Annotated in this window: 22 protein-coding genes; 7 read left to right on the top strand and 15 right to left on the bottom strand. The window is 52.2% G+C overall.

Translation table 11 applies throughout. The annotated features are described in order from the left end of the window. Positions 1 to 65 precede the first annotated feature (65 nt). From infC to pheT, 5 genes are all read left to right on the top strand, one after another. The gene (gene infC, locus KKD83_09480; GenBank protein MBU2536375.1) at positions 66 to 605 is read left to right on the top strand and encodes a translation initiation factor IF-3; all 540 of its coding nucleotides are present in this window, start codon (positions 66 to 68) and stop codon (positions 603 to 605) included. Beyond that, positions 583 to 786: a 50S ribosomal protein L35 gene (gene rpmI, locus KKD83_09475; protein MBU2536374.1), complete on the top strand. Its 204-nt coding sequence runs from the start codon at positions 583 to 585 to the stop codon at positions 784 to 786. The genes infC and rpmI overlap by 23 nt, the downstream gene beginning before the upstream one ends. A gap of 16 nt (positions 787 to 802) precedes the next feature. Continuing rightward, positions 803 to 1,156, top strand: a complete 354-nt coding sequence (rplT, locus tag KKD83_09470; GenBank protein MBU2536373.1) for a 50S ribosomal protein L20 — start codon at positions 803 to 805, stop codon at positions 1,154 to 1,156. A 78-nt stretch (positions 1,157 to 1,234) separates the two neighbouring features. After that, positions 1,235 to 2,275 carry a phenylalanine--tRNA ligase subunit alpha gene (gene pheS / locus KKD83_09465; protein ID MBU2536372.1) on the top strand — a complete coding sequence of 347 codons (1,041 nt, stop codon included), beginning with the start codon at positions 1,235 to 1,237 and terminating at the stop codon, positions 2,273 to 2,275. Positions 2,276 to 2,284: 9 nt separating this feature from the next. Beyond that, positions 2,285 to 4,690, top strand: coding sequence for a phenylalanine--tRNA ligase subunit beta (pheT, locus tag KKD83_09460; protein ID MBU2536371.1), 2,406 nt, complete (start codon positions 2,285 to 2,287; stop codon positions 4,688 to 4,690). Here pheT and KKD83_09455 read toward each other — a convergent pair. From KKD83_09455 to KKD83_09430, 6 genes are read right to left on the bottom strand one after another with little or no spacing between them, the layout of a single operon-like run. Further along, the gene (locus KKD83_09455) at positions 4,687 to 6,168 is read right to left on the bottom strand and encodes an aromatic ring hydroxylase (protein MBU2536370.1); all 1,482 of its coding nucleotides are present in this window, start codon (positions 6,166 to 6,168) and stop codon (positions 4,687 to 4,689) included. The genes pheT and KKD83_09455 overlap by 4 nt on opposite strands. Positions 6,169 to 6,179: 11 nt before the next feature. Then, complete coding sequence (locus KKD83_09450; protein MBU2536369.1) at positions 6,180 to 7,880, bottom strand: proline--tRNA ligase; 1,701 nt, start codon at positions 7,878 to 7,880, stop codon at positions 6,180 to 6,182. 16 nt (positions 7,881 to 7,896) lie between these two features. Then, complete coding sequence (locus KKD83_09445; protein MBU2536368.1) at positions 7,897 to 8,646, bottom strand: hypothetical protein; 750 nt, start codon at positions 8,644 to 8,646, stop codon at positions 7,897 to 7,899. After that, entirely contained in the window at positions 8,646 to 9,692 is a 1,047-nt protein-coding gene (gene ispG / locus KKD83_09440; protein MBU2536367.1) for a flavodoxin-dependent (E)-4-hydroxy-3-methylbut-2-enyl-diphosphate synthase, read from the bottom strand. The genes KKD83_09445 and ispG overlap by 1 nt, the downstream gene beginning before the upstream one ends. Further along, a complete protein-coding gene (gene rseP, locus KKD83_09435) occupies positions 9,689 to 10,753 on the bottom strand; it encodes an RIP metalloprotease RseP (GenBank protein MBU2536366.1) in 1,065 nt (354 codons plus the stop codon). The genes ispG and rseP overlap by 4 nt, the downstream gene beginning before the upstream one ends. Then, entirely contained in the window at positions 10,753 to 11,910 is a 1,158-nt protein-coding gene (locus tag KKD83_09430) for a 1-deoxy-D-xylulose-5-phosphate reductoisomerase (protein ID MBU2536365.1), read from the bottom strand. The genes rseP and KKD83_09430 overlap by 1 nt, the downstream gene beginning before the upstream one ends. 256 nt (positions 11,911 to 12,166) lie before the next feature. Between KKD83_09430 and KKD83_09425 the strand changes: the two genes are divergently transcribed. Both KKD83_09425 and KKD83_09420 read left to right on the top strand, forming a co-directional pair. Beyond that, positions 12,167 to 12,883, top strand: coding sequence for a 4Fe-4S dicluster domain-containing protein (locus tag KKD83_09425; GenBank protein ID MBU2536364.1), 717 nt, complete (start codon positions 12,167 to 12,169; stop codon positions 12,881 to 12,883). 62 nt (positions 12,884 to 12,945) lie between these two features. Continuing rightward, a complete protein-coding gene (locus tag KKD83_09420) occupies positions 12,946 to 13,422 on the top strand; it encodes a cyclic nucleotide-binding domain-containing protein (protein MBU2536363.1) in 477 nt (158 codons plus the stop codon). Positions 13,423 to 13,441: 19 nt separating this feature from the next. On the opposite strand, the gene KKD83_09415 is transcribed toward KKD83_09420, so the two are convergent. The 9 genes from KKD83_09415 to KKD83_09375 form a co-directional block, all read right to left on the bottom strand. Further along, positions 13,442 to 13,684, bottom strand: a complete 243-nt coding sequence (locus KKD83_09415) for a hypothetical protein (GenBank protein MBU2536362.1) — start codon at positions 13,682 to 13,684, stop codon at positions 13,442 to 13,444. Between the two features lie 166 nt (positions 13,685 to 13,850). Beyond that, positions 13,851 to 14,066, bottom strand: coding sequence for a 4Fe-4S binding protein (locus tag KKD83_09410; GenBank protein ID MBU2536361.1), 216 nt, complete (start codon positions 14,064 to 14,066; stop codon positions 13,851 to 13,853). Positions 14,067 to 14,133: 67 nt separating this feature from the next. Then, a complete protein-coding gene (locus KKD83_09405) occupies positions 14,134 to 14,757 on the bottom strand; it encodes a Crp/Fnr family transcriptional regulator (GenBank protein ID MBU2536360.1) in 624 nt (207 codons plus the stop codon). A 138-nt stretch (positions 14,758 to 14,895) separates the two neighbouring features. Beyond that, positions 14,896 to 15,609, bottom strand: a complete 714-nt coding sequence (locus KKD83_09400; protein ID MBU2536359.1) for a response regulator transcription factor — start codon at positions 15,607 to 15,609, stop codon at positions 14,896 to 14,898. A gap of 6 nt (positions 15,610 to 15,615) precedes the next feature. Next, entirely contained in the window at positions 15,616 to 16,002 is a 387-nt protein-coding gene (locus KKD83_09395) for a response regulator (protein MBU2536358.1), read from the bottom strand. A 36-nt stretch (positions 16,003 to 16,038) separates the two neighbouring features. Next, the gene (locus KKD83_09390) at positions 16,039 to 18,480 is read right to left on the bottom strand and encodes a PAS domain S-box protein (protein ID MBU2536357.1); all 2,442 of its coding nucleotides are present in this window, start codon (positions 18,478 to 18,480) and stop codon (positions 16,039 to 16,041) included. Then, a complete protein-coding gene (locus KKD83_09385; GenBank protein MBU2536356.1) occupies positions 18,477 to 19,220 on the bottom strand; it encodes a response regulator in 744 nt (247 codons plus the stop codon). Before KKD83_09385 ends, KKD83_09390 begins: the two co-directional genes overlap by 4 nt. Next, positions 19,207 to 21,063 carry a PAS domain S-box protein gene (locus KKD83_09380; protein MBU2536355.1) on the bottom strand — a complete coding sequence of 619 codons (1,857 nt, stop codon included), beginning with the start codon at positions 21,061 to 21,063 and terminating at the stop codon, positions 19,207 to 19,209. The genes KKD83_09385 and KKD83_09380 overlap by 14 nt, the downstream gene beginning before the upstream one ends. Before the next feature lie 20 nt (positions 21,064 to 21,083). Next, complete coding sequence (locus KKD83_09375) at positions 21,084 to 21,947, bottom strand: protein-glutamate O-methyltransferase CheR (protein ID MBU2536354.1); 864 nt, start codon at positions 21,945 to 21,947, stop codon at positions 21,084 to 21,086. Positions 21,948 to 22,203 lie beyond the last annotated feature (256 nt).

Genomic DNA, 22,203 nt, shown 5'->3' with positions numbered 1-22,203 from the left:
ACGTATAATACCCGTGCTTGAAGGAGGTAGATAAGGACATAATTAAACAACTGCGCATCAACCAGATGATCAGAGCTCAGGAAGTTCGTGTTGTGGGGGAGAAGGGGGAGCAGTTAGGAATTATGCCCTTGAGTCAGGCACAGGAGACCGCCCGAAAGCATGACCTTGACCTGGTAGAAGTCGCCCCGGCCGCCGTCCCCCCGGTATGTCGCCTGCTGGACTATGGAAAGTACAAATATCAGCAGGCAAAGAAAGAGCAGGAGATGAGAAAGAGCCAGAAAGTCTCCTTGCTCAGGGAAATACGGCTGCGACCCAAGATTGGCACTCATGATTTCGAGGCTAAAGCCAGGAAAGCACGAAAACTGCTGGCTGACGGTGATAAAGTAAAGGTAACGGTTCTTTTCCGGGGTCGTGAGATAACACACCCGGAACTGGGCTGGAAACTGCTGCAACGGATGACAGAGGCACTCGACGATAGTTCTTCCATAGAGAGGCAGCCTGTTACAGAAGGGAAACGGATGAATATCATCCTGACACCGGTTGTCAAAGCGAAAGCCAAAGAAGAGATAAAGGAAACTCAAGATGCCAAAGCTGAAAACACATAAAGGCGCGAAAAGCCGCTTCTATATCACCAGCAACGGAAAGATTATGCGCATCAAAGGCCCAAAGAGCCACCTGCGAAGGCGCAAGGCCAAGCGGGTAAAGCAGCTCTTCGATAGTAAAATCGAGCTGCATTCCGCCGACCGGACCAGAATTAAAAGATTGATTCCCTACGGGGTTGGCTAGATAGGAGGGGCATTCCTTGCCACGAGTGAAAAGAGGGGTTACCACCCACCGCCGACATAAAAAGATACTCGCCATGACCAAGGGGCAGAGGGCGTCCCGGCACACCCTCTATCGTCGTGCCCACGAGGCGATGCTGCATTCCTTGAGCTACGCCTACCAGCACCGCCGTGAGCGGAAAGGCGATATGAGAAAGCTGTGGATTCTGCGGATTAATGCCGCCAGCCGTGCCCAAGGCTTGAAGTACGGTCAATTTATGAACCTGCTGAAGAGGTCCGGCATTGGCATAAACCGTAAGATGCTGGCCGAAATGGCCGCGAGAGAGCCAGAGGCTTTCACCAATCTGGTCAACGCCGCGAGAGAGAAGGCTTAAGTTCAAAACGGAACAATCGGCATTTGCCACCATCCTTCATTTATCCTTCCAAACCAAGGGAATGACCGTATCGGGAAAATGATACAGCAGCTTGACGAACTGAAAACAAAGGCGCTCCAGGAACTGGACAAGATACAGGACGTTAAAGAGCTGGAATCATGGCGAGTTCGTTACCTTGGCAAGAAGAGCCCCCTGACTCAGATTCTGCGCAGCCTGGCCACGTTGCCCCTCGAAGAGAGAAAGTCAGCTGGTGCCCGGGCCAATCAGGTCAAGGCTGACCTGGAAAACAGGCTGCAGGAGAAGGAACAAGCCCTGCGAGAGACACAGCTGGTTGCCGGAACACAGCGGGAAATCATTGATATCACCCTGCCCAGTCGCCCACTGCCGACCGGTCGTCTGCACCCCATCACACAGACCCTCAATGAAATTTACGATATCTTTGCCTCCATGGGCTTTCAGATAGTCGAAGGGCCGGACGTAGAGTGGGACTACTATAACTTTGAGGCCCTGAATATTCCCGACGAACACCCTTCTCGCGATACCTTGTCGACCTGCTGGGTAGAGCCGAAGGCCGAGAGCGGTGAGTACAACATGCTCCTCCGCACCCATACCACGGCGGTGACCGCACGCGTCATTGAAAAAATGAGTCCACCCATAAGGGTAATCGAACCGGGCAAGGTCTATCGTTACGAAGCTACGGATGCCACCCACCTTCCCATGTTCCACCAGATCGATGGTGTCGCCGTGGACAGGGGTATCACCATGGCCGACCTTAAAGGTACGCTTTACGAATTTGCCCGCCGCTTTTTCGGCGAGGAGAGAAAGGTGCGTTTCCGCTGCGATTTCTTCCCCTTCGTTGAGCCCGGTGTTGAGATGGCCATAGAATGTCTGACCTGCAACGGGAAAGGGTGCCGGCTCTGCGGACACAGCGGCTGGATAGAAATACTCGGTGCCGGGATGACCCATCCCGAGGTGCTGCGGCGGGGCGGCATCGACCCTGACGCGTACAGCAGCTTCGCCTTCGGCATCGGCATCGAACGCCTGCCCATGCTCCGTTACGGCATTGATGACATCAGGCTTTTTTACGGTAACGACCTCAGATTTTTGAGACAGTTTTAACAGGATAAGATGAAAGTACCGCTCAAGTGGCTCAAGGAATTCGTTGACGTCAATCTGACGCCAGAAGAAGTGGCGGACCGGCTGACTATGGCCGGTACTGAGGCCAAGGGGATACAGGTAATCGGCGGCAGATGGAATAATATTGTGGTCGGCCAGATTGCAGCGGTCAATCCCCATCCCAACGCCGACCGCCTCCGCCTGCCCACGGTTGACCTCGGCACCGGGCAACAGACGGTGGTCTGCGGTGCGCCGAACCTCAACATCGGCGATAAGGTGGCTTTTGCCAGCGTTGGCGCCGAGCTTATCGACGGGCACACCGGACAAATGACCCAGTTGAAGCCGGCCAAAATCCGCGGCGTCGAGTCGAGCGGAATGGTCTGCTCGGAAAAGGAACTCGGCATCTCGGACAATCATACTGAGATTTTAGTTCTGCCCGCCGATGCGCCGGTGGGTGCACCGTTAGCCGATTACCTCGGCGACGCTGTCCTCGACCTGGATGTAACGCCCAACCGGCCCGACTGCCTCTGCGTTATCGGCATCGCCAGTGAGGTGGCGGCATTAACCAGTCAGAAGCTCCAGGCACATGAGGCAGCCTACGAAGAAGCAGGCGCATCAATTGACCAGAACATCGCGGTGGAAATCATTGACGCCGACCTCTGCCCCAGGTACTGCGCCAGCCTCATCACCGGAGTCAAAATCGGGGAGTCCCCGCCATGGATGCAACAGCGACTCCTGGCCTGCGGCATGCGCCCGATTAATAACATTGTCGATGTCACCAACTACGTTATGCTCGAGCTGGGACAGCCCCTGCACGCCTTCGACTATGAGCTGATACGAGGCAAGAAAATCATCGTCCGCCGGGCCACCGAGGGTGAAATTCTTGTCAGTCTGGATGGCACGGAGCGCAAGCTCTCCAGCAACATGCTGGTCATCGCCGATGCCGAGCGGGCGGTAGCCATCGCCGGCGTGATGGGCGGTGCCAACAGTGAGGTCACCGAGGACACGACCTCAATTCTGCTGGAGGCGGCCAATTTCAACCCGGCCAGCATTCACTATACCGGCCAGCATCTGTCTCTGCCCAGCGAAGCCTGCATGCGCTTCGAGCGGGGCATTCGCCCTGAACTGACCATGCCGGCGCTGAGACGGGCCACGCAGTTGATAATGCAACTCGGTGGCGGCCAGGCTGCCAAAGGCGTGGCGGATGCCTACCCGGGAAAACGACACCCGGAGCCAATCGTTATCTCCACGGAACGGACCAAGCAACTCCTCGGCGTGGAATTCACCGCCGACCAGATAATAAGTACTTTGACCTCGCTGGGGTTTGAATGCCAGCCCGGTGCCTCAAGCACCGAGATAAAAGCCACCGCTCCCTACTGGCGCAGCGACATCACACAGGAAGTTGACCTCATTGAAGAGGTCGCCCGCATTATCGGCTATGATAAAATCCCGACGACCATGCTGAGTCAGTCGATACCGCCACACGGTCCGGCGTCCATGCTCGACCTGGAACGCAAGATACGGGATACACTTGTTGGCTTTGGTTTTCAGGAAGCCATAACCTATTCCCTCACCAGCCTGGAAATGCTGCTCAGACTCAAGCCTCAAACCCAGAAGATTGAACCGATGCCGGCCCGCCTGGCCAATCCCATGACCGCAGAGCAGGAATACCTAAGACCCAACCTGCGCGCCAATCTGCTGGCAATCCTGGTCTCAAACCGGAGACATGAAGAAGTCGGTATCCGACTTTTCGAGCTCGGCAAAATTTATCTGCCAAGAATAAAAGAGCTACCCGATGAACCTGAGGTGCTTTGCGGCCTGCTCGGCGGGTCCAGAAACAATATATCCTGGCTCGGCGATGGTGGGCCGCTGAACTTCTTCGATGCCAAGGCTGTGCTGGAGGGATTGTTCGGGAAATTGGGCATTTCTGCCAGCTTCAAGCCGGGTAATGACGAAAGCTTTCACCCAACGCATCAGGCAGCCATTGTCATTGATGATAAAGAAATCGGCGTCATCGGGGAGCTGCACCCCAAGGTAATGGAAGCCTTCGACCTTGCAGAAGCGGTCTACTTGTTTGAAATCAACGTTACTGAACTGCTGCCCTTCACGGCTGAGCACCGTATGTTCCAGTCGATACCACGCTTCCCGGCCACGGTCAGGGACATTGCTTTGATTGTTGATATCGGCGTCAGCCACCAGCAGATAGGTGATATAATCGAAGGTTTCTCACTGGTAAAAGGCGTGACCGTATTTGATGTCTATTCGGGGAAGCAGGTGCCCGCAGGAAAGAAATCGCTCGCCTACCGCATCACCTACCAGTCGCCCACCCACACCCTCACCGACGAAGAGGTAAACAAAGTCCAGGAACAAATCTTGAAGAAGCTGAGCCAGCAGCTGGGCGCCACCTTAAGGGGTTAATCTTTGGATTCTGATTTCTTGCCCTTTTCCTTGAGCTTCAATTGTCGCTTGACCAGCTCTTTCTCGTGGTCGTAGTTGATGACCCGCTGCAGCATGATTTTCTGAGTCTGCACCGGCCCAGCGCCATGCCAGGTTCCAACGCCGTGCAACCCCGCCGTCCAGTTCTGCAGAAGTTTTGTAACCTTCATGATGTTTTCCGTCGGCTCGTCAGAGCCGAAGCTGTAGAACTCCTCCACGTAATTCTTGACCTCGGGGTTTTTCAGCTCCTTCAACGAGGGCAGGGTAACAATAAGCCCTCCCCCTATATCTCCGGCCAGCGCCATCACCCGCCAGAAAGCGTTGCAGACATTGAGCTTGGCCACGTTGCCCATCAACTCGTCGGGCAGGAACACGCCAGAGCCGGGAGGTTCTTCTGCACCGCGGCGCGCCGCCTCCAGGCCGCAGGCCCGACTGGTCTCCCGCAGCACCACCATTTCCGCCAGTTGCTCGTTGATGTGGGCCGCTTTCTCCAGGCCTTTGTATTCCTGAATCAGCCTTGATGCACCGATAATCTGGTTCATGAAGCCCACCTTGCACGTCCCGCCGCAGGTCATACGGTGCGTCCGGGCAAAGCGGGCCACCAGTTTACCGGAATAGGGATATTCGCCGCAGTGAAAAACGCGCTCCCAGGGCACAAAGACGTTGTCAAAGACGACCATTGACGTCTCGCGCTGGCCGTAGAGTGGATTACCCAGCTCTTCAAGGTCATCCGCCTGCTCTCTTTCTGCGGAATAGGGCGTGTACTGGCAGACAAAAGTGATACCTTTAGCATCCACCGGCGTGGCAAAGGCGATGGCGTAGTCTTCCTCACCCTCGGCATGGGCGCCCTGGGGCAGTACCACGAGCTCGTGGCTGGCGTAGGCGCCGCTGATGTTGATTTTGGCCCCCCGCACCACGATGCCATCCTTGTTTTTATCCACCACCTTTAAGGAAAGATACGGGTCGGACCAGTCCAGTGTTTTTTTACTTCTCGCTCCCCTCGGTTCGGTGAGGGCGCCGGCCGCAGACAAGTCCTGACGCTGCACCGTCTTCAGGTATTCCAGAAACCTCGGGTGGTATTCGGTGCCGAGGTCGCGGTCCATCTCCCAGGTGGTGCTCGCCAGGGCATGAAAGGCGTCGTAGCCAACGCAGCGGTAGATGCACGTCCCGAGCATCTCGGCGGTGAAGGTCCCCGCCTCCGCCTTTTTGATAAGGTCATCAACGCTGGCGCTCACGTGGGTATAGCGATTGACAATCTCATCAACCAGCGGCGAATAGCAGGTCATGATATCTTTATACCTGGGGTCTAGGGCCCAGGCGTAGCTGGCTTTGTTCGCCTCCACCACGGTGCGCGTGTTCCTGTTCTCCAGGACATCCGCCACCCTTTTCCCGTTCATGAACACGCGCGGCTTCTGTTTTTTCAGGCTCTCCTCGAACTGCTCCGGCGTCATCAGCGCCATCTTGTACTACCTCACTTTGCTTTAACGAGTTCCTTCACTCTGGCTACCGCCTTATCAATGGGAACCAGCGCGGCCTCCTTCTCGGAGCGCCACTTCACCTCAACGCTGTTGCTTTGCAGCGTGCGCGGGCTGACCGTTACCCGCAACGGTATTCCCAGCAGGTCGGCATCGTTGAACTTGACGCCGGGGGACTCCTCACGGTCGTCAAAGAGCACCTCGAGGCCAGCTTTTTCCATATCGGCATATAGCTTTTCAGCAGTGTCCGATATATTTGCGTCTTCACGGTACAGAGGGCAGAGATAGACCTGATAGGGCGCGATGGAAAGCGGCCATATAATGCCCTTGTCGTCGTGGTAGTGCTCAACGGCGGCAGCCAGCAGCCTTCCCAGCCCTATTCCGTAGCAGCCCATGATTATCGGGTGGGAGTTACCCTTTTCATCGATGAAGTTGGCGCCCAGTGCAGTGCTGAGAAAAGTGCCCAGCTTGAAAACGTGGCCGATTTCAATCCCCTGCATGGATTTCAATGTACCGGAGCACTTGGGACAGCCGTCACCGTCCTTTGCCCGGGCGATATCGGCCACGATGTCTGCCTTGAAGTCGCGCGGGTAGTTGACGTTCTTGATATGCGTGTCCGGTTTGTTGCCGCCGGCAACGAAGTTTATCCCCTCCGTCACCGAATCATCGGCCACTATCTTTATGTTTTTCAGGCCCATCGGCGAAGCGTAGCCGGCAGCGATGCCCGCTTCACTCACCTCAGCCTCGGTGGCCAGGTGCAGATCGGTGCATTTCAGCAGTCGCTGCAGCTTCACCTCGTTGACATCGAGGTCGCCCCTTATCATAGCGAAGACCACCTGCCCATCAGCGACGTAAAATACCGCCTTCAGGGTATGGTCTTTGGGCATATTCAGAAAGTTGGCCAGTTCCTCTATGGTCTTCATGCCCGGGGTGGCCACCTCCTCCAACGGCAGCGGTTCTTCAGGCCCGATCTTTCTTTTCACGCTGACCGCCTTGTCGGCATTGGCGGCATATTTACAGCTATCACAGTAGATAACCTCGTCCTCGCCGGTCTCGGCGATGAGCATGAACTCGTGGGAGTCCTTGCCGCCGATGGCGCCGCTGTCCGCCTCGACAAGCACCGTGGGCAGGAAGCAGCGGTCATAGATATTCTGGTAGGCCTGTATCATTTTCTGGTAGCTCACGTCCAGCCCGGCTTCATCAACGTCGAAGCTGTAGAGGTCCTTCATGATGAACTCGCGCACCCTTATCAGCCCGCCGCGCGGCCTCGGCTCGTCGCGGAACTTGGTCTGAATCTGGTAGAGCAGTTTGGGCAGGTCGCGGTAGCTCTGGACGTGGTGGCTGACCATCTGGGTGAGCACCTCCTCGTGGGTCGGCCCCAGGACAAGGGTGCGCTCCCGGCGATCGAGCAGGGTGAAAAGCCCCTTGCCAAAAGATTTATCTCTCCCCGTCTCCTGCCAGAGCTCAACGGGCTGGAGCACGGGCATTGATAGTTCCTGTCCCCCCGCCCGGTCCATCTCCTCGCGGATGATGTTCTCAATCTTTTTCAGCACTCGCCACCCCAGCGGCATATAGGAGTAGACCCCCGCCGCCACCTGCATTATCATCCCAGCACGTAGCAGCAGCTGGTGGCTGGCCGTATCTGCCTCGGATGGTATTTCCCGCTGTGTCTTGCCGAATAACTGTGATAGACGCATAAGCTAAAACTCCAATCTAGTTTGGTTTGTCTTGTGAACTCCCCTCTTGTGATGATTCGGTTTGCCTTCTAGCCTGTTCCTTCATTCTGTCTTCCTTAATTTCTTCTAATCCTCTTGGATACTTTTTATTTTCCCATAATGCTTCACTCTTCTGCTCGTCAATTAATTTCATTAACGTCTCCACCAACGGTATCCCCTTATCTTCAATACTAGTTTGATAATATTTAATTTCAATATCATTTTCTTTAAAATACTCTAGAGAACGCCTAGTAAAAGCTTCAAAATTTTCCCCGTAATAACCACGCTGCTTCTGTATCATTCTGAAATAATCTTTTAACACATACCAGAACCTTAAGGCTGGAGGTCCTCCATAAGCTTCAATTGCCAACTTATCGTCAACTATGCCTTTTATCACTAAGTTACCTAATGTGTCTAGTCTATCTAAAATATAATCTACGTCCTGTTTCTGTTGATTTGATAAATATTTAATCTTTCCTCCATCGATTGTATATATATTACGAAGTTTTTGAATAGCTTTTTCATCACGTAACTCCCTATATAAGCCCATTGCTATTTGTGCATTAGTGCTTCGTTTCGCCTGATTTATTTGCAAAATTGCAGCAAACACGCCTAAAACTAGAACCCACGCACCTATGGCTGCAAGCATATCCCAGTCCTTACATGTAGTCCATATCCCTATCAATATGCCAAGCCAGATTAAGGTTACAGGTAATAAAATCTTCCAGTGTTCTTTAATAAAACGCATCAAAGTCCTTCTACTTCCCTCATCAACGCGCTCAAGAAGTCTTTTTCCTCCACCACCGCCACCTTTTTTCCCTTCCTGAAGATAACACCTTTCCCCTTCCCGCAGGCGATGCCGACGTCGGCGTCTTTGGCCTCGCCGGGGCCGTTGACCACGCAGCCCATCACCGCCACCTTTACCGGCCTGGTTATCTTTAAAAGCTGCTCTTCCACCTCTTCCGCCAATTTTACTATATCAACTTCCGCCCGACCACAGGAGGGGCAGCTGACCAGTACCGGGCCGTGCTGGCGCAGGTTCAGGCTCTTCAAAATCTCGTAGCCGGCGATGACCTCCTCGCGGGGATGGGCGGTCAATGAAACGCGGATGGTATCGCCGATGCCCATATAAAGCAGAGTGCCGATGCCCACCGCGCTGCGGATAACGCCTTTCTTCGGCGTGCCCGCCTCGGTAACGCCCAGGTGCAATGGATAAGGTATCTTCTTGGCAATGCTCTGGTAGGCCTCAATCATTGTCGGCACGTCAAACGCTTTCAGCGATATCTTTATCAGGTCGAAGTCGAGGCTCTCCAGCAGCCGTATCTGCTCTAAAGCTGCCTCGACCATCCTCTCGGCAACGCTTAAATCTGGATTCTTTGTTTTCGGCAGGCTGCCGGCGTTCACCCCGATGCGGATGGGCACACTCCTCTCTTTGGCCGCCACCGCCACCGCCTTCACCTTCTCCGCCTCGCCGATATTGCCCGGGTTCAGGCGCAGCCCATCGACGCCCGCCTCCAGCGCCATCAGCGCTAATCTATAGTCAAAGTGGATATCGGCAATGAGAGGAATTTGGATGCCTTTTTTAATTTCAATTATCGCCCGGGCGGCTTCGGCATCGGGCACAGCCACCCGCACCAGCTCGCAGTCGACTTCTTCAAGCTCTCTTATCTGTTTTATGGTCGCCCTTACATCGCGGGTGTCCGTGCTGGTCATCGACTGCACCACAACCGGTGCACCGCCTCCTATTGCCACCCCGCCGATATTAATCTGCTTGGAAATGCGTCTTTTTATCATGGCAGCAGGCTCTCGCCGCTGACGATGCGGATGATATCCTGATAGGTAACGAGCAGGATAAACGTGATAAGCAAGGCAAAGCCGGCCATATGAATCATCCCCTCGATTCTGGCCGGCACTCGCCTGCCGCGTCGCACCCACTCCAGGAAAACAAACGCTATCCTCCCGCCGTCCAGCGCGGGCAGGGGGAGAAGGTTGATGATGGCCAGATTGATGCTCAGGAAGGCTGCGAACTCAAGCAGCGGGCTGAGCCCCGCCTGGGCTACCTCGCCGGTTATCTGTGCGATGCCCACCGGCCCGGCGACAATCCTGGGTACGCTGCCGATAATCAGGCCGATAATGCCGTTTTTGAAGAGGACGAAAGTGTCAATGCACTCCCGCACGCCCATCGGTATCGCTCTCCAGAAGGGATAGCTCTGCCGGACGACCGTTGGGGAAACCATTCTCACGGCAACGCCAATGGCGCCTTCACCTTCCGGTGGCTGCCAGCGCGGTACTACCCTCACTTCCTCAGTTGAGGCATCGGCATGCTCGACGAGGACGGCAATCTCCCGACCCAGGTTGAGCTGGACAGGGCGCTGCAAATCGCCAATGTTATTGACTTTCTGCCCGTTTACCTCAAGGATAGTGTCTCCGGTAACGATGCCGGCCCTGGCCGCCGGCGAGTTCGCAGATACCTCATCGACCTGCACCTGTCCGTAGACAATATTATGTGGGACCATAAATGCCACCGAGAAGAGGAGCAGGGGCAATAGCAGGTTCATCAGCGAACCGGCGCTGAATGCCAGCAGTCTGACCGGGATGCTCTTGCTGGCGAGGCTTCCGGCAACCTTGGGGTCTTCTTCGCCGGCCATCTTGACAAAGCCTCCCAGCGGTATCGCATTCAGCGAGTATATGGTTCCACCGCGCTTTAACGAAAGCAGTCGGGGCGGAAAACCGATGCCGACCTCCTCTACCGTGACCCCCGAGGCTTTAGCAGTGATATAGTGCCCGAATTCGTGGGCGATAATCAGCACCACCAGCACTCCCAGGAAAGCAATTACGGTGATGAACGCTTCCATTACTTAACTCCGCTTATCGTTTTGAGCAATGTCTCCCTGGCCCAGTTATCCGCCGCCTCGATTTCCTCAAGGCCTGGTTTACTGATAGACTGGTGCTGCTCCAGCGTCCGCTCGATGGAACTGGCAATATCCGTAAACAGAATGCGCCCGTCGAGGAAAAGTTCAACAGCTACCTCATCGGCAGCGCAGAGCGCTGCCGGGTATGTCCCTCCCCACCTCCCAGCCTCGATTGCCAGTCGCAGGCAGGGGAATTTATCGTAATCAGGGGGTTCAAAATCCAGGCTCCTCACCAGGCTCCAGTCAATCCGGGGGAGCTGGGGATTTATAAATCGTTCCGGATAGGACAGGGCATATTGAATGGGCAGGCGCATATCCGGATAACTCAGCTGAGCCTTGATTGAGCCATCGATGAACTCCACCATGGAATGAATGATGCTCTGGGGATGGATGAGCACGTCAATGCGGTCGTATGGCATATGGAAAAGCCAGTGCGCTTCAATCACCTCCAGCCCCTTGTTCATCAGCGTCGCCGAGTCTACGGTCACCTTTTTCCCCATCTTCCACGAGGGGTGCTGCAATGCCTGCGCCACCGTTACCTCTTTCAATTGCTCTGGTGAAAGCCGACGAAACGGTCCACCCGACGCCGTCAGAATTATCCTCGCTGCTTCTTGATTTTCACCGTTGAGACACTGCCATATGGCACTGTGCTCACTGTCAACGGGCAGAATCCGGGCGCCGCTTTTCTTTGCTTCACCGGTGATAATCTCACCCGCCGAGACCAGCGATTCTTTATTGGCCAGCGCTATATTTTTGCCCGCCCGCAACGCTGCCAGCGTCGGCCTCAGCCCCGCCTTTCCGGAAGTGGCAATGACCGCTATGTCTGCATCCGGATGTGCCGCCACCTCATCCAGGGGCAATAAATCACTTTTTATGTCAACTAATCCTCTTAATTTATCAATGTCATCATTTTCCGGTGGGCAGCCGATGAATTCCGGCTTGAACTCTTGAACCTGTTCGGCGAGCAGTTCCAGGTTTTTCCCCGCCGCCAGCCCGACCACCTGAAATCGCTGTGGCAATGCCCTGATAACATCAAGCGTTTGCCGGCCAATGGAGCCGGTGGAGCCGAGAACGGCCACCCGCTTTATTGAGTCAACCATTGCCCTATTATCTTACAACAAATGTGTTCATGAATGTAGTCTTGAGCCTATCGAGGCGCCGTTCAAGGACAAATCCCCAATGGTAAATGGTATTGACATCACGTCAAATAGGTTTATAATTATCCTACCTGATGTAATACAGCCTTAGAAATAGCATATTGGATTAGGTGTGTGATGAAGAATGGGGTGTCAGTGACCGTATGAAATTGTGACGGTGGCTGGCACCCTTTTTGATTTAATGAGCAGAGGTCTTCCAATGAAGGTAAAAACGAATATGTTAACGACAGAAGAGGTAAAGGAAAAGGCAGAGTCCCTTTCTTTTGACTTATTCGGAGTGGCAGACCCTTTTTGTGCTGAGCTTCAGAGAGCGCCAGAGGGTCATAAACCCCAAGATTACCTTCCCAGCGTTAAGTCTGTCATAGTTTTGGGTGTTAGAGTAATTGACTCGATACTTCAGACGACTCCGAGCGGCATTTACAGCAAACACTATGATACCCTCAACGAGCTGCTAGGCTCTTGTGCTTACAACTTAGTTAGGTGGCCGGAGGATAAGGGCTATCGAAGTATGACCTTCCCTGAGACTGATAGCTACGCAATTCTCTGGGAACAATATAACGCAGGATACACTGGCTTTGTGCCTTGCTTCAATCACATGGCTATAGCCGTTGCAGCAGGATTAGGGAAACTTGGCGCCTGCGGAGTTGTCTTAACCCCAGAATATGGGGCAAGACAAAGATGGATTAGCGTGGTTACAGAAGCTCCTCTGGACTTTGGTAAAGAGATAAAGGAGGAAATTTGCTTAGAGAAGCAAGCACCTAATAGCTGTAGAAAGTGTAGTGAAGCTTGTCCCATACAGGCTATCAACCTTAATACAGGAACAGATGTTAGGAGATGCTGGATTAACTGGACTGAACTACGTGAAAAGGGGTTAGCCTGTGGTGTCTGCATTAAAGTCTGTCCGGTGGGACGCTAGTGGCCGTAAATTGAATGCGTTTGCTGGCACCCTTTTTGATTTGAGGCATGGAGGTGGAGAATATGATATCTCAAGAAATTCTAAAGGAATTTGCACTTTTTGAGGGCATAAATGATGAGGTACTAAAGGACATTGCGGAACTTTGCCATGAACGCAGTTATCGCGAGGGTGATTCCTGCTTTCTGCAGGGCAGAAAAGCCACTGAGTTGTACCTTTGCCGTAGCGGCAGAGTTGATGTCACGGTCCAGGTTCGCGAGCCCTGGGGTATGGAAGTCACAGTTCATACGGCAAGGGCGGGCGAACTCTTTGGATGGTCTGCGATGTTGGAGCCATATGTCTACACGGCATCGGCAAAGTGCCAGGAAAGAACTGAGGTCATCTGCATCAATAGTTCGGATTTGATTAACTTTTTCAGGAAAAAACCAGAAGCAGGCTATTTGGTGATGACAAACCTTGGTGCGGTAATCAGTTCGAGGCTAACGGAAAGCAGGTTAAAACTAAGTAAAGCGATGGCGGCGGCTGCCAACCTGGAATGGTAGAATACATACCTCTCTACAGCTACGATTTCTCCCCGCTTTCTTCCTCATCTTCACTCTCCAGCATGTTGGGCAAATCGAAAACCCGGGCATCCTTACCCATATAGCTGGAAGCTATCCATGAATTTTGGAACTCCTTTTCCTCACCACAAATCTTACAGATACCTCTGCTCACCGGGCCATCAGCTTCTTCAATATGCCAGTAATGCCGGCAGGCTTTTATTTCTACCGGCTCACTTACTTTCAGGTTACTTCTATTCCTCATCACGCACCTCCTCTCCTTGTTATCTAGCCTATTTTAGACTGGTAGATTGCTCCTGTATGTGACTTTTGTCCCATATTTAAAATAACGAAAAAACAGGTTAAAAGATAGCTGGAATTTAAAAAAGAACCGGAAATCAATATGGCCGGGACAGGTCAGCCAAACGCTGCTACTCTTCGGTAACCACCTCGAAGGGGCACTGTATTGCCCCGGTGGGACAGACCATTTCACACATCGTGCACCATCTCATACACTGCCGACATTCTATCTTTGACCTTATTTTGACCACGTTATCAACCAAGACCAATTTCTGACACATGCACACTTCCACACAGAGACCGCAACCATTGCACTTGCTAAGGTCGATTATTAGCATTTCAGTCATTTATCCCATTTTCTCCATACAGCAAAAGTTTAATACCCGATTTGCCCCCCTGTCAGCGACTTTTGTCTCACGTGCCGACACCGGCGATTTCTCGCAGCGCCTCCTTATCCCTGATAACAATACGATTGCGCTCCAGCCTCACCTTTCCTTCATCCTCCAGCAGTTTGAGCGACCGTCCAATCATTTCTCTTGCCGTACCAGCCATGGCGGCCATCTGCTGCTGGGTCAGTTTAGGCTGTTGTCCGCTCGTGTCTTCAGCATTCTCAAGCAGTATCTTGGCCACCCGCCCGGTCACGCGCCGGAACGAAAGGTCCTCAACCAGCGAGACTATCTGCTCAATTCGCTGTGACAGCACCTGCAATACATTCTCCGCCAGCTTTTGATGTTCCCGCAGCCTCGCTTCCATATCACCCTTTTCCATCCCGTAGAGTACTACCTGTGTCAGTGCCTCGGCACTGGCCAAGCTCAGCCCTCCATCAAAGACGGGTACATCATTAAATGAGTCACCAGCCCGAGCCAGATATAGAATTTGCTCCTTGCCATCGGCGGAGGTTTTAAATACCTTCACCACACCGGATATAACAAAATGCACCGCGCGAGCTGGCTCGCCTTCAAAGAGGATTATCTCTCCACGCGCTACCGTTTTCTCAAAAATATACTTCCGGATTGAATCAAGCTCTTTCGAACTCAATCCCGAAAAATAGGTACTCGATTGTAGTAACTCCACCTCTACTGACATATCGTCTAGGATTATACCAGCTTCAGGATTATTAGGTAAAGTATAAGACACAGAGCTTTCACCTTAAAGATTTGCTGAAGAGATTTACCGTCAGGCCGGCTTCTGAAAATAGTAGCCAACGCCGGGTTCGGTGATGATATATTTGGGGAGGGAAGGATTCGGTTCTATCTTTCGCCGCAGATGCGAGATATAGATACGCACATAGTCGAGGTCGTCGACGTATTCCCAGCCCCACACTTTTTCCAGCAACTGCTGGTGCGTCAGAATGCGGCCCGTGTTCTGCAGTAGGAGAGCTAACAGACGAAACTCAATAGGCGTTAATTTGACACGTTTCCCATCTACCACCACTTTACGCTGGACAACATCCGTGGTAAGGTAACCATTGCTAAATGTGGAATCTTTGCCCTGGTCTTCCATAGCCGAAGGCATCTCAGCACGACGCAGCATTGCCTGCACCCTTGCCACCAGCTCCTTATTACCTACCGGCTTAATGAGATAGTCATCAGCACCGTAATCTAGACCACGAGCCACGTCATCCTCCGTTTTACGCCGACCGGTGAGCATGATAATCGGTATGGTAGCCGATATGTCACGAATGCGACCGCAGGTCTGCCAGCCATCCATTGTGGGCATAACCACATCAAGTAGTACCAGGTCTGGCTTGCAGCTGTATAGTATCCGCAGCGCTTCCTGACCATTATTGGACTCCAGTACTTCATACCCTTTCCTGGTTAGGACCTGCGAAATCAGCCTTACCATTGCGGGGTCATCGTCAACAATCAGTATCTTTTTCGCCATCTTCACACCACCCTAAGCAACATTTTTTTTGTGCACTTGTAACATCTGATCAATTATCACAGGCAGTTCACGGGTGCTGATCGGCTTCGATAGATAGGCATTGCAACCTGCTTCCAGAAAACGCTCCTTGTCCCCTCTCATCGCATAGGCAGTTAGCGCAATAATCGGTGTATGACTGAAAACAGGCATCTGTCTGAGCCGCTTTGTTACCTCAATTCCGCTCATTCTGGGAAGCTGCATGTCCATGACAATCAGGTCAGGCTCTTCCCGGGTAGCTATATCCAGCGCTTCTTCACCGTCATATGCCTTGAGCAGGACATAGCTCTTCGACCTTAGAAGCATCTCAATCAATTTCATATTCTGCGGGTTATCTTCCACAATCATTACTTTTTCCTTCAGCAATTTGTACCTCCCGTCAATCCGCCTGAGATTTACCTATACGGGACAAACAGTACTAGGCATGACCAAGGGCAAAGTAAAATGAAATTGACTCCCCTTACCATACTTACTGTTTACCCATATTCTGCCACCGTGCTTTTCGATGATTTGCTTGGCAATGGCCAGCCCAAGCCCGGTACCACCTGATTCTCTCAGTAGCGAACCATCAAGCTGGCTGAAAGGTTCAAAAATGATTTTTTGGTCCTTCTTTTTTATCCCGATGCCATCATCGATAACGCTGACCCGGCACCAGCCGTTGTCTTTGAACACCTCGACACGAAGATGACCACCATCTGGAGTAAATTTGGTTGAATTGCTCAGCAGGTTGATCAGCACCTGCCGTACCTTGTCCCTGTCAGCTCGCACCGGCGGCAGCTCGTCCTCGATGACTACTTCAAGGTTTTGCTTACGCCTACTAATTATGGGCATTATTTCATTTTTTAATGACTCGAGAATATTCTTCAGCGTGATATTCCTAATTTTTAATTCCATTTTGCCTGCTTCTATCTTAGAGAGGTCCAGAATATCGTTGATGAGGCTCAACAGTTGCTGCCCGCTACTCAGAATATCATTGAGGCACTGTTTATGTTCCTCATTGAGGCTTCCCACCGCACCATCCAGCATCAATTCTGAGAAGCCGATGACGACGTTGAGCGGAGTGCGCAATTCGTGTGACATATGAGCCAGGAATTCGGACTTCGCTTTGCTGGCCACTTCCAGTTCTCTGGTCTTCTCAACAAGCACCTGCTCCTGCATCCTTAACGCCTGACTCTGCGCCTGAAGTTCCTTGTTTTTTATCTCCAGGAGCCTGCTTTTCTCCTTCAATTCCTGCTCCATTCGCCTGCGCTCGGTGATATCCCTGACCACAGATATAGCGGCGACGACTTTATCGGCCTCCCATAAAAACGTTATTCGGGCTTCAAAAAGGAATAAGGAACCGTCCTTCCTTCTCATGCTGTGTTCCGAGATGACTACACTTTTACCCTGTTCTAACCCCTTCTGAATCCTTCTACCAACATCTTCGTATATTTCCCGACTGGGATAGAGAAATTCCACACTCTGTCCTATACATTCCTCTGGCTTGTATCCCAAAGCACTCTCAATAGACCGGTTAATATACTGGATTGTTCTTTCCGGCAATTTGACATTGAATATCACATCAGGAATCGCATCATTTTGCTTTTCCAGGTAATCGCGGCTCTCTTTCAACTGTTCCTCTATCCGTTTACGCTCGGTAACATCAACCCAGTTCGCTATATAGTACTTATACTCCCCGTCTATAATGAGAGGGGTTGCATTTATATTGACCCAGAACCGCTCACCATTTTTCTTCTTAAATAGCTCCTCCCTTCCAACGATACCTTTACTCCGTGCTTCTCTAAAATCTCGGTCCGTTTTACCCAAGGTCTCTTCCGTCCACCACGGATACGGCGCTTTCATGCCAATAACCTCAGACAGGGAAAAGCCGGACATTTCCTCCAGTGCCGGATTAACATATTTAATTGAGGTATCGGCATTGAGCACGAGCATTGGATAGGGAGCGTTTTTCAGCAGTGTGGAACTGAACTCTTCAGACTGCCGCAATATCTCTTCCCACCGCCGGCGCTCGGTAATATCGGCCATAATGTGAACCGCACCCATGATATTGCCCTGGTCGTCAGCGAGAGGGTCTACGGCTATCTCGAGCCACTTATCATCCAGAGATATCACCTGAGTTTCCCGGCGATGTGATTTCTTCATGCGCACAAAAGGGCATCTTTGAACTGGTTCCGTCCGGCCGTGTAACAGCTCACAGCAGTTTCTACCGTTTATCTCGCTGTACGACCTGCCTATCAGGTTGGTCATCGCTTTGTTGCAGCGTATAATCTTGGCATCATCATCCAGTAGACAGACCGCATCACCGATGCCATCAAAAGTGGTTTGCCACTGATGTGCCGATAGTCGCAGCGCTTCCTCGACTCGCTTCCGCTGAGCGATGTCATCCTGCAGCTTTTCATTGGTTTCAAAGAGAAGCTTGCTGGAGCGCTGCAGTCTTTCCACCAGCTTTTTATTTTCCAGCGAGAGCCGCTGCTGCTTGAGCGCATTAGCAATGGTGTTCTTGATTTCATCCGGATTGACCGGTTTCGTAAAATAGGCATAAGCCCCTTGGTTAACCGCGTCCACGGCAGTCTCAACGCTGGCAGAGCCCGTGGTGATAATTACCGCCGCTTCTGGATTTATTTCCTTGGCCATCTCCAGTATCTCCAAGCCGCTGATGTCTGGTAGTTTTATGTCAACAACAACGACATCGAAAGGGCTCTTTTTCATTATCTTTAGCGCGTCAGCCCCTTTTTCCAGCCCAATAACTCTGTAGTCGACTTCTTCAAGTATGCCACATAGCGTCGACCTCGCCCCTGCCTCATCCTCCACGACCAGTATAGTGGTTGGTACCGACATCATTTTGGTTTCCCCCTGGACACTGCCTCAACCAGAGTGATTACCTTTTCCATATCAAAGGGCTTGTATAGACATGTATAGGCACCAGCCTCAACGGCACTTTTGATGAGGTCTTCTTCAGCATAGCCGGTCATCATTATCACCGTTGCCTGCGGGTCTATCTTTTTCACCTGTTCAAAGGTCTCGAAGCCGGTCATATCGGGCAGCCTGACGTCCAGGAAAATGATGTCATAATGGCGACTCCTGACCATCTCAATTGCCTCATTACCATCAGCAGCCGTGGCGACCCGGTATCCTTTTTCCTCGAGAATTGCCTTTAACGTCTCCCGGTCAGCGAAATGGTCATCGACCACGAGCACCAGTGTTTTATTGGTCAGCATTTCCTCGATGATGGCGATGACCATACTTATATCGAACGGTTTGTAGATAATGGCATAGGCACCTTCTTCCAGAGCTTCTTTGACCAGCTCTTCCACAGAGTAAGCGGTCATCATCACCACGGTGGCATCAGGGTCTATCTTTTTAATCTCCCGAAAGGTCTGCACTCCATCTATCCCGGGCATCTTGATATCGATGAAAATGGCATCAAAGTGCCTATTCCGCACCGCCTCAATGGCCTGATAGCCGTCTTCCACGGTTGTGACACTGTACCCTTCGTCCTCCAGTATGCCGCCGAGCGTCAGCCGCATGCTGCGCAGGTCATCAACGACCAGGATATTGGTTTGCCCGTTACTGCTTTTCAAAGCTGTCCTCCTGAACCGGTGTCTTCAGTGGTAACCTGATGGTAAACGTGGTCCCCTTGCCGGCCGTGCTCTTGGCCTCGATCTGCCCGCCGTGACGGTCAATTATTGACTTGCTGACGGCCAGTCCCAGGCCAATACCCTTTGCCTTCGTTGTAAACAGGGGGTCAAAAATCTTGCCCTTTGTCTCATTGGTTATGCCGCTTCCGGTATCGGTTACATCCAGCTCCAGGAACCCTCTTTTTTCTCTGGTGCTAATGGTTAATTTTCCACCTTTTGGCATTGCCTGCACCGCATTGGTAATCACGTTAATCAACACCTGCTGAATCTGCCCCGCGTCCACTGCAATTTCAGTCGAGTCAGAGTCCAGATTCTCGGTCAGCTCTATGTTTTCCGGAACAGGTGCCCGTGCCAGGGCTTCTTCAACTATCTTCTTCACCAGCGTGGGTGTAACCGCTGGCTTGCCGACACGGGAAAACCCGAGCAGGTCATTGATGATCTTGTTGGAGGTATTTATCTCATCATCCACGATGTCAAGAAATTCCAGAACCCGCGGCTCCTTCTCCGCCAACTCACTTTTAGCCAGTTTACCCTTGATATAGTAGGTGGCATTTTTGATGGCACCAAGCGGGTTTCTGAGCTCGTGGCCCACGCCTCCCGCCAGCTGACCGATAGCCGCCAGCCGCTCCGAGCGAATCAGCTGCTCCTGCGCTTCCCTCAGTTCCTCATTGGTTGCCTGAAGCTCTTCATTGGATGCTCGGAGCGCCTCCTCCGCCAGCTTGCGCTCGGTGATGTCCCGAGCGTAACCGACTGTGGCCAGTTTGCCGTGGTAGGTAATCGGGCCGCCGCCAGAAACTTCAAGTGGCACTTCGGTACCGTCTTTGGTGATAACGGAGATTTCCCAGCGGCCAGGAATATCTTGTCCCTGCTGCAGCCGCCATCGCACTCTATCGGCTACGGCGGCGCGGTGTCTGGGATGGATGACGTCATAGTACGATATTCCCCTAAGCTCTTTGATGGAGTAGCCAGTTATCCGAGACCATTCCTCGTTGGCAAAGAGGTGGGCTGCTTTCACTTTGTCGGTGTCCTGTAGTAGGAAAATGCCCTCCCTCATATGTTCCCCAGCCTCAACCAAGGAGCGGTAGCGCTCTTCCGATTCCTGCAGTGCTTCCTCAGTTGCCCGGAGCTCCTCGTTAGCCGCTCTGAGCTCCTCTTCACTGGACTGGAGCTTTTCATTGGCGGTCTGAAGCTCCGCCGCATAGGTACGGACGTTCTGGAGAGCCCGGTGAAGCCGGCTAGCGGCAAACCAGCTCAGGAAGGCGACCAGATAGAAGAATACTATCCGCGAACCGACGGCCAGGTAAGAAATAACCGCTGCTTCCTCTTCCTGGACAACCAGCTGCGGTAGGAGACCCGCCTGCTCCACCGGTATCATCGCCAAGTAAAAGACAGTTGCCAAGGTAGCAATGAGGAAGCTATAGCCTATGCCGAGCACCGTGCCGGCAACCAGGATGGGAAATAGATAGACAATAGTCATCGGTCCAATGAATCCCCCAAATAAAGGGGAAATGACCGCCGCCACGATGAGAGAGCCAACCACAAAAATGTAGCCGGCTAACCTGGCCCGACCAGCTTTTGCCAGCCGGTAGGCTGACGAGCTTATCAGCATCATCGCCAAAGCTACAGTGGTGATCGGGATAACCGGGTAAGAGGGAACAACGAGCCAAAAAATGATCGTTAGAATCACGCCGACTGCGGCGGCGCCAAATATACCCAGGGAAAGAGCCTTGATTGCGCTCGCTCTTCGGGATATTTCATCCTCCGGCAAAGCTGAACTCTTCGCCATCCTCGTCATCTCCTCATGTTTCACTTACCACTGGCATCGACCTTCTTATATATCTTCGCCTTGCCATCAAGGCATTCCAGTTTCTCGAGCAGACCGTTCGTCGGGGTCTCCACCTCACCGAGAACCAGGTATCCGGGCACGGCCAGCGAATTATAAAACTTGCCAAGCACCCTCTCCTGAAGTTGCCTTTGAAAGTAAATCAATACGTTGCAACAGAATATGCAGTCCATCCCCGGTAATGGCTGCCTGTTCACCGAAGTAAGGTCAAAATGGAAAAACTGGACCATCTGCCTGATATCCGCCCTCACTTCGTAGTTATCGCCATCAGGTATAAAATACCTGTCCAGAATGGAATAAGGCAGGTCTTCAACGTCTGCCGCTGTGTAAATTCCGGACCGCAATTTGTTTAAATCGAGGTAGCCAATATCAGAGGCGAAAATCGTAATATCATAGTCGGAACGGGATTCTCCCAGGAAATCAGCCAGCATGATCGCTATTGAATACGGTTCTTCGCCGCGGGCGCAGCCGGCACTCCAGAACTTCAAGCAGGACTCTCCCCGTCTCTTTCTGTTTAACAACAGTTCCGGTATCACTAACGCTGCCATCTGCTGAAATGTATATGGACTGCGGAAGAAGCGGCTTACCTTTATGGTGAGGTAATTGGCAAACTGGCCGTACTCCTCGGGGTGCGAGTCCAGAAAGTACATGTAGTCAATATAGGTCTTTACGCCCGTGGCCAGCATTCTTCTTTCCAGGCGCCGTGCCACAGTGCCTCGTCGGTAGTCACGGAAATCATGGCCGCTGTCCCGATACACCTTTTCTAGGAGAATATCGAGCACGGCCTCTTGGTGCTCGGTAACCTTACTCTCCATCTTGAGTATCACAACCCTCTTTACTTATGTGCCAATTGTAGAATAATAATACTATTATTGTCAAGTGTCACGTTTTGATTATGTCAATAATATCATTTAAGCACGATAATTTTCGCCAATTGGCAAGTGGTGAGCTTTAAAGTGGGGAAGGATAATAAGCATTGTGGTGGTATAAATTGGGCATCAGTTGGGGATAATTCAGCTACTTGAGACAGTCCGATTAGGATTGGTTTTGTTTGCATTTGGTTGAACGCATATCCCATTGACT

It is taken from the genome of Chloroflexota bacterium (genome assembly GCA_018829775.1).
Classification (GTDB): Bacteria; Chloroflexota; Dehalococcoidia; order Dehalococcoidales; family RBG-16-60-22; genus E44-bin89.
Note: the sequence above shows the minus strand (reverse complement) of the source record. Positions and strands in the feature narration are given on the sequence as shown.

Bases quoted from the DNA above. Each gene is read 5' to 3' on its own strand.
- infC (MBU2536375.1), top strand. From the start codon at position 66: ATGATCAGAGCTCAGGAAGTTCGTGTTGTGGGGGAGAAGGGGGAGCAG.
- rpmI (MBU2536374.1), top strand. From the start codon at position 583: ATGCCAAAGCTGAAAACACATAAAGGCGCGAAAAGCCGCTTCTATATC.
- pheS (MBU2536372.1), top strand. From the start codon at position 1,235: ATGATACAGCAGCTTGACGAACTGAAAACAAAGGCGCTCCAGGAACTG.
- pheT (MBU2536371.1), top strand. From the start codon at position 2,285: ATGAAAGTACCGCTCAAGTGGCTCAAGGAATTCGTTGACGTCAATCTG.
- KKD83_09455 (MBU2536370.1), bottom strand. From the start codon at position 6,168: ATGGCGCTGATGACGCCGGAGCAGTTCGAGGAGAGCCTGAAAAAACAG.
- KKD83_09450 (MBU2536369.1), bottom strand. From the start codon at position 7,880: ATGCGTCTATCACAGTTATTCGGCAAGACACAGCGGGAAATACCATCC.
- KKD83_09445 (MBU2536368.1), bottom strand. From the start codon at position 8,646: ATGCGTTTTATTAAAGAACACTGGAAGATTTTATTACCTGTAACCTTA.
- ispG (MBU2536367.1), bottom strand. From the start codon at position 9,692: ATGATAAAAAGACGCATTTCCAAGCAGATTAATATCGGCGGGGTGGCA.
- rseP (MBU2536366.1), bottom strand. From the start codon at position 10,753: ATGGAAGCGTTCATCACCGTAATTGCTTTCCTGGGAGTGCTGGTGGTG.
- KKD83_09430 (MBU2536365.1), bottom strand. From the start codon at position 11,910: ATGGTTGACTCAATAAAGCGGGTGGCCGTTCTCGGCTCCACCGGCTCC.
- KKD83_09425 (MBU2536364.1), top strand. From the start codon at position 12,167: ATGAAGGTAAAAACGAATATGTTAACGACAGAAGAGGTAAAGGAAAAG.
- KKD83_09420 (MBU2536363.1), top strand. From the start codon at position 12,946: ATGATATCTCAAGAAATTCTAAAGGAATTTGCACTTTTTGAGGGCATA.
- KKD83_09415 (MBU2536362.1), bottom strand. From the start codon at position 13,684: ATGAGGAATAGAAGTAACCTGAAAGTAAGTGAGCCGGTAGAAATAAAA.
- KKD83_09410 (MBU2536361.1), bottom strand. From the start codon at position 14,066: ATGACTGAAATGCTAATAATCGACCTTAGCAAGTGCAATGGTTGCGGT.
- KKD83_09390 (MBU2536357.1), bottom strand. From the start codon at position 18,480: ATGATGTCGGTACCAACCACTATACTGGTCGTGGAGGATGAGGCAGGG.
- KKD83_09380 (MBU2536355.1), bottom strand. From the start codon at position 21,063: ATGGCGAAGAGTTCAGCTTTGCCGGAGGATGAAATATCCCGAAGAGCG.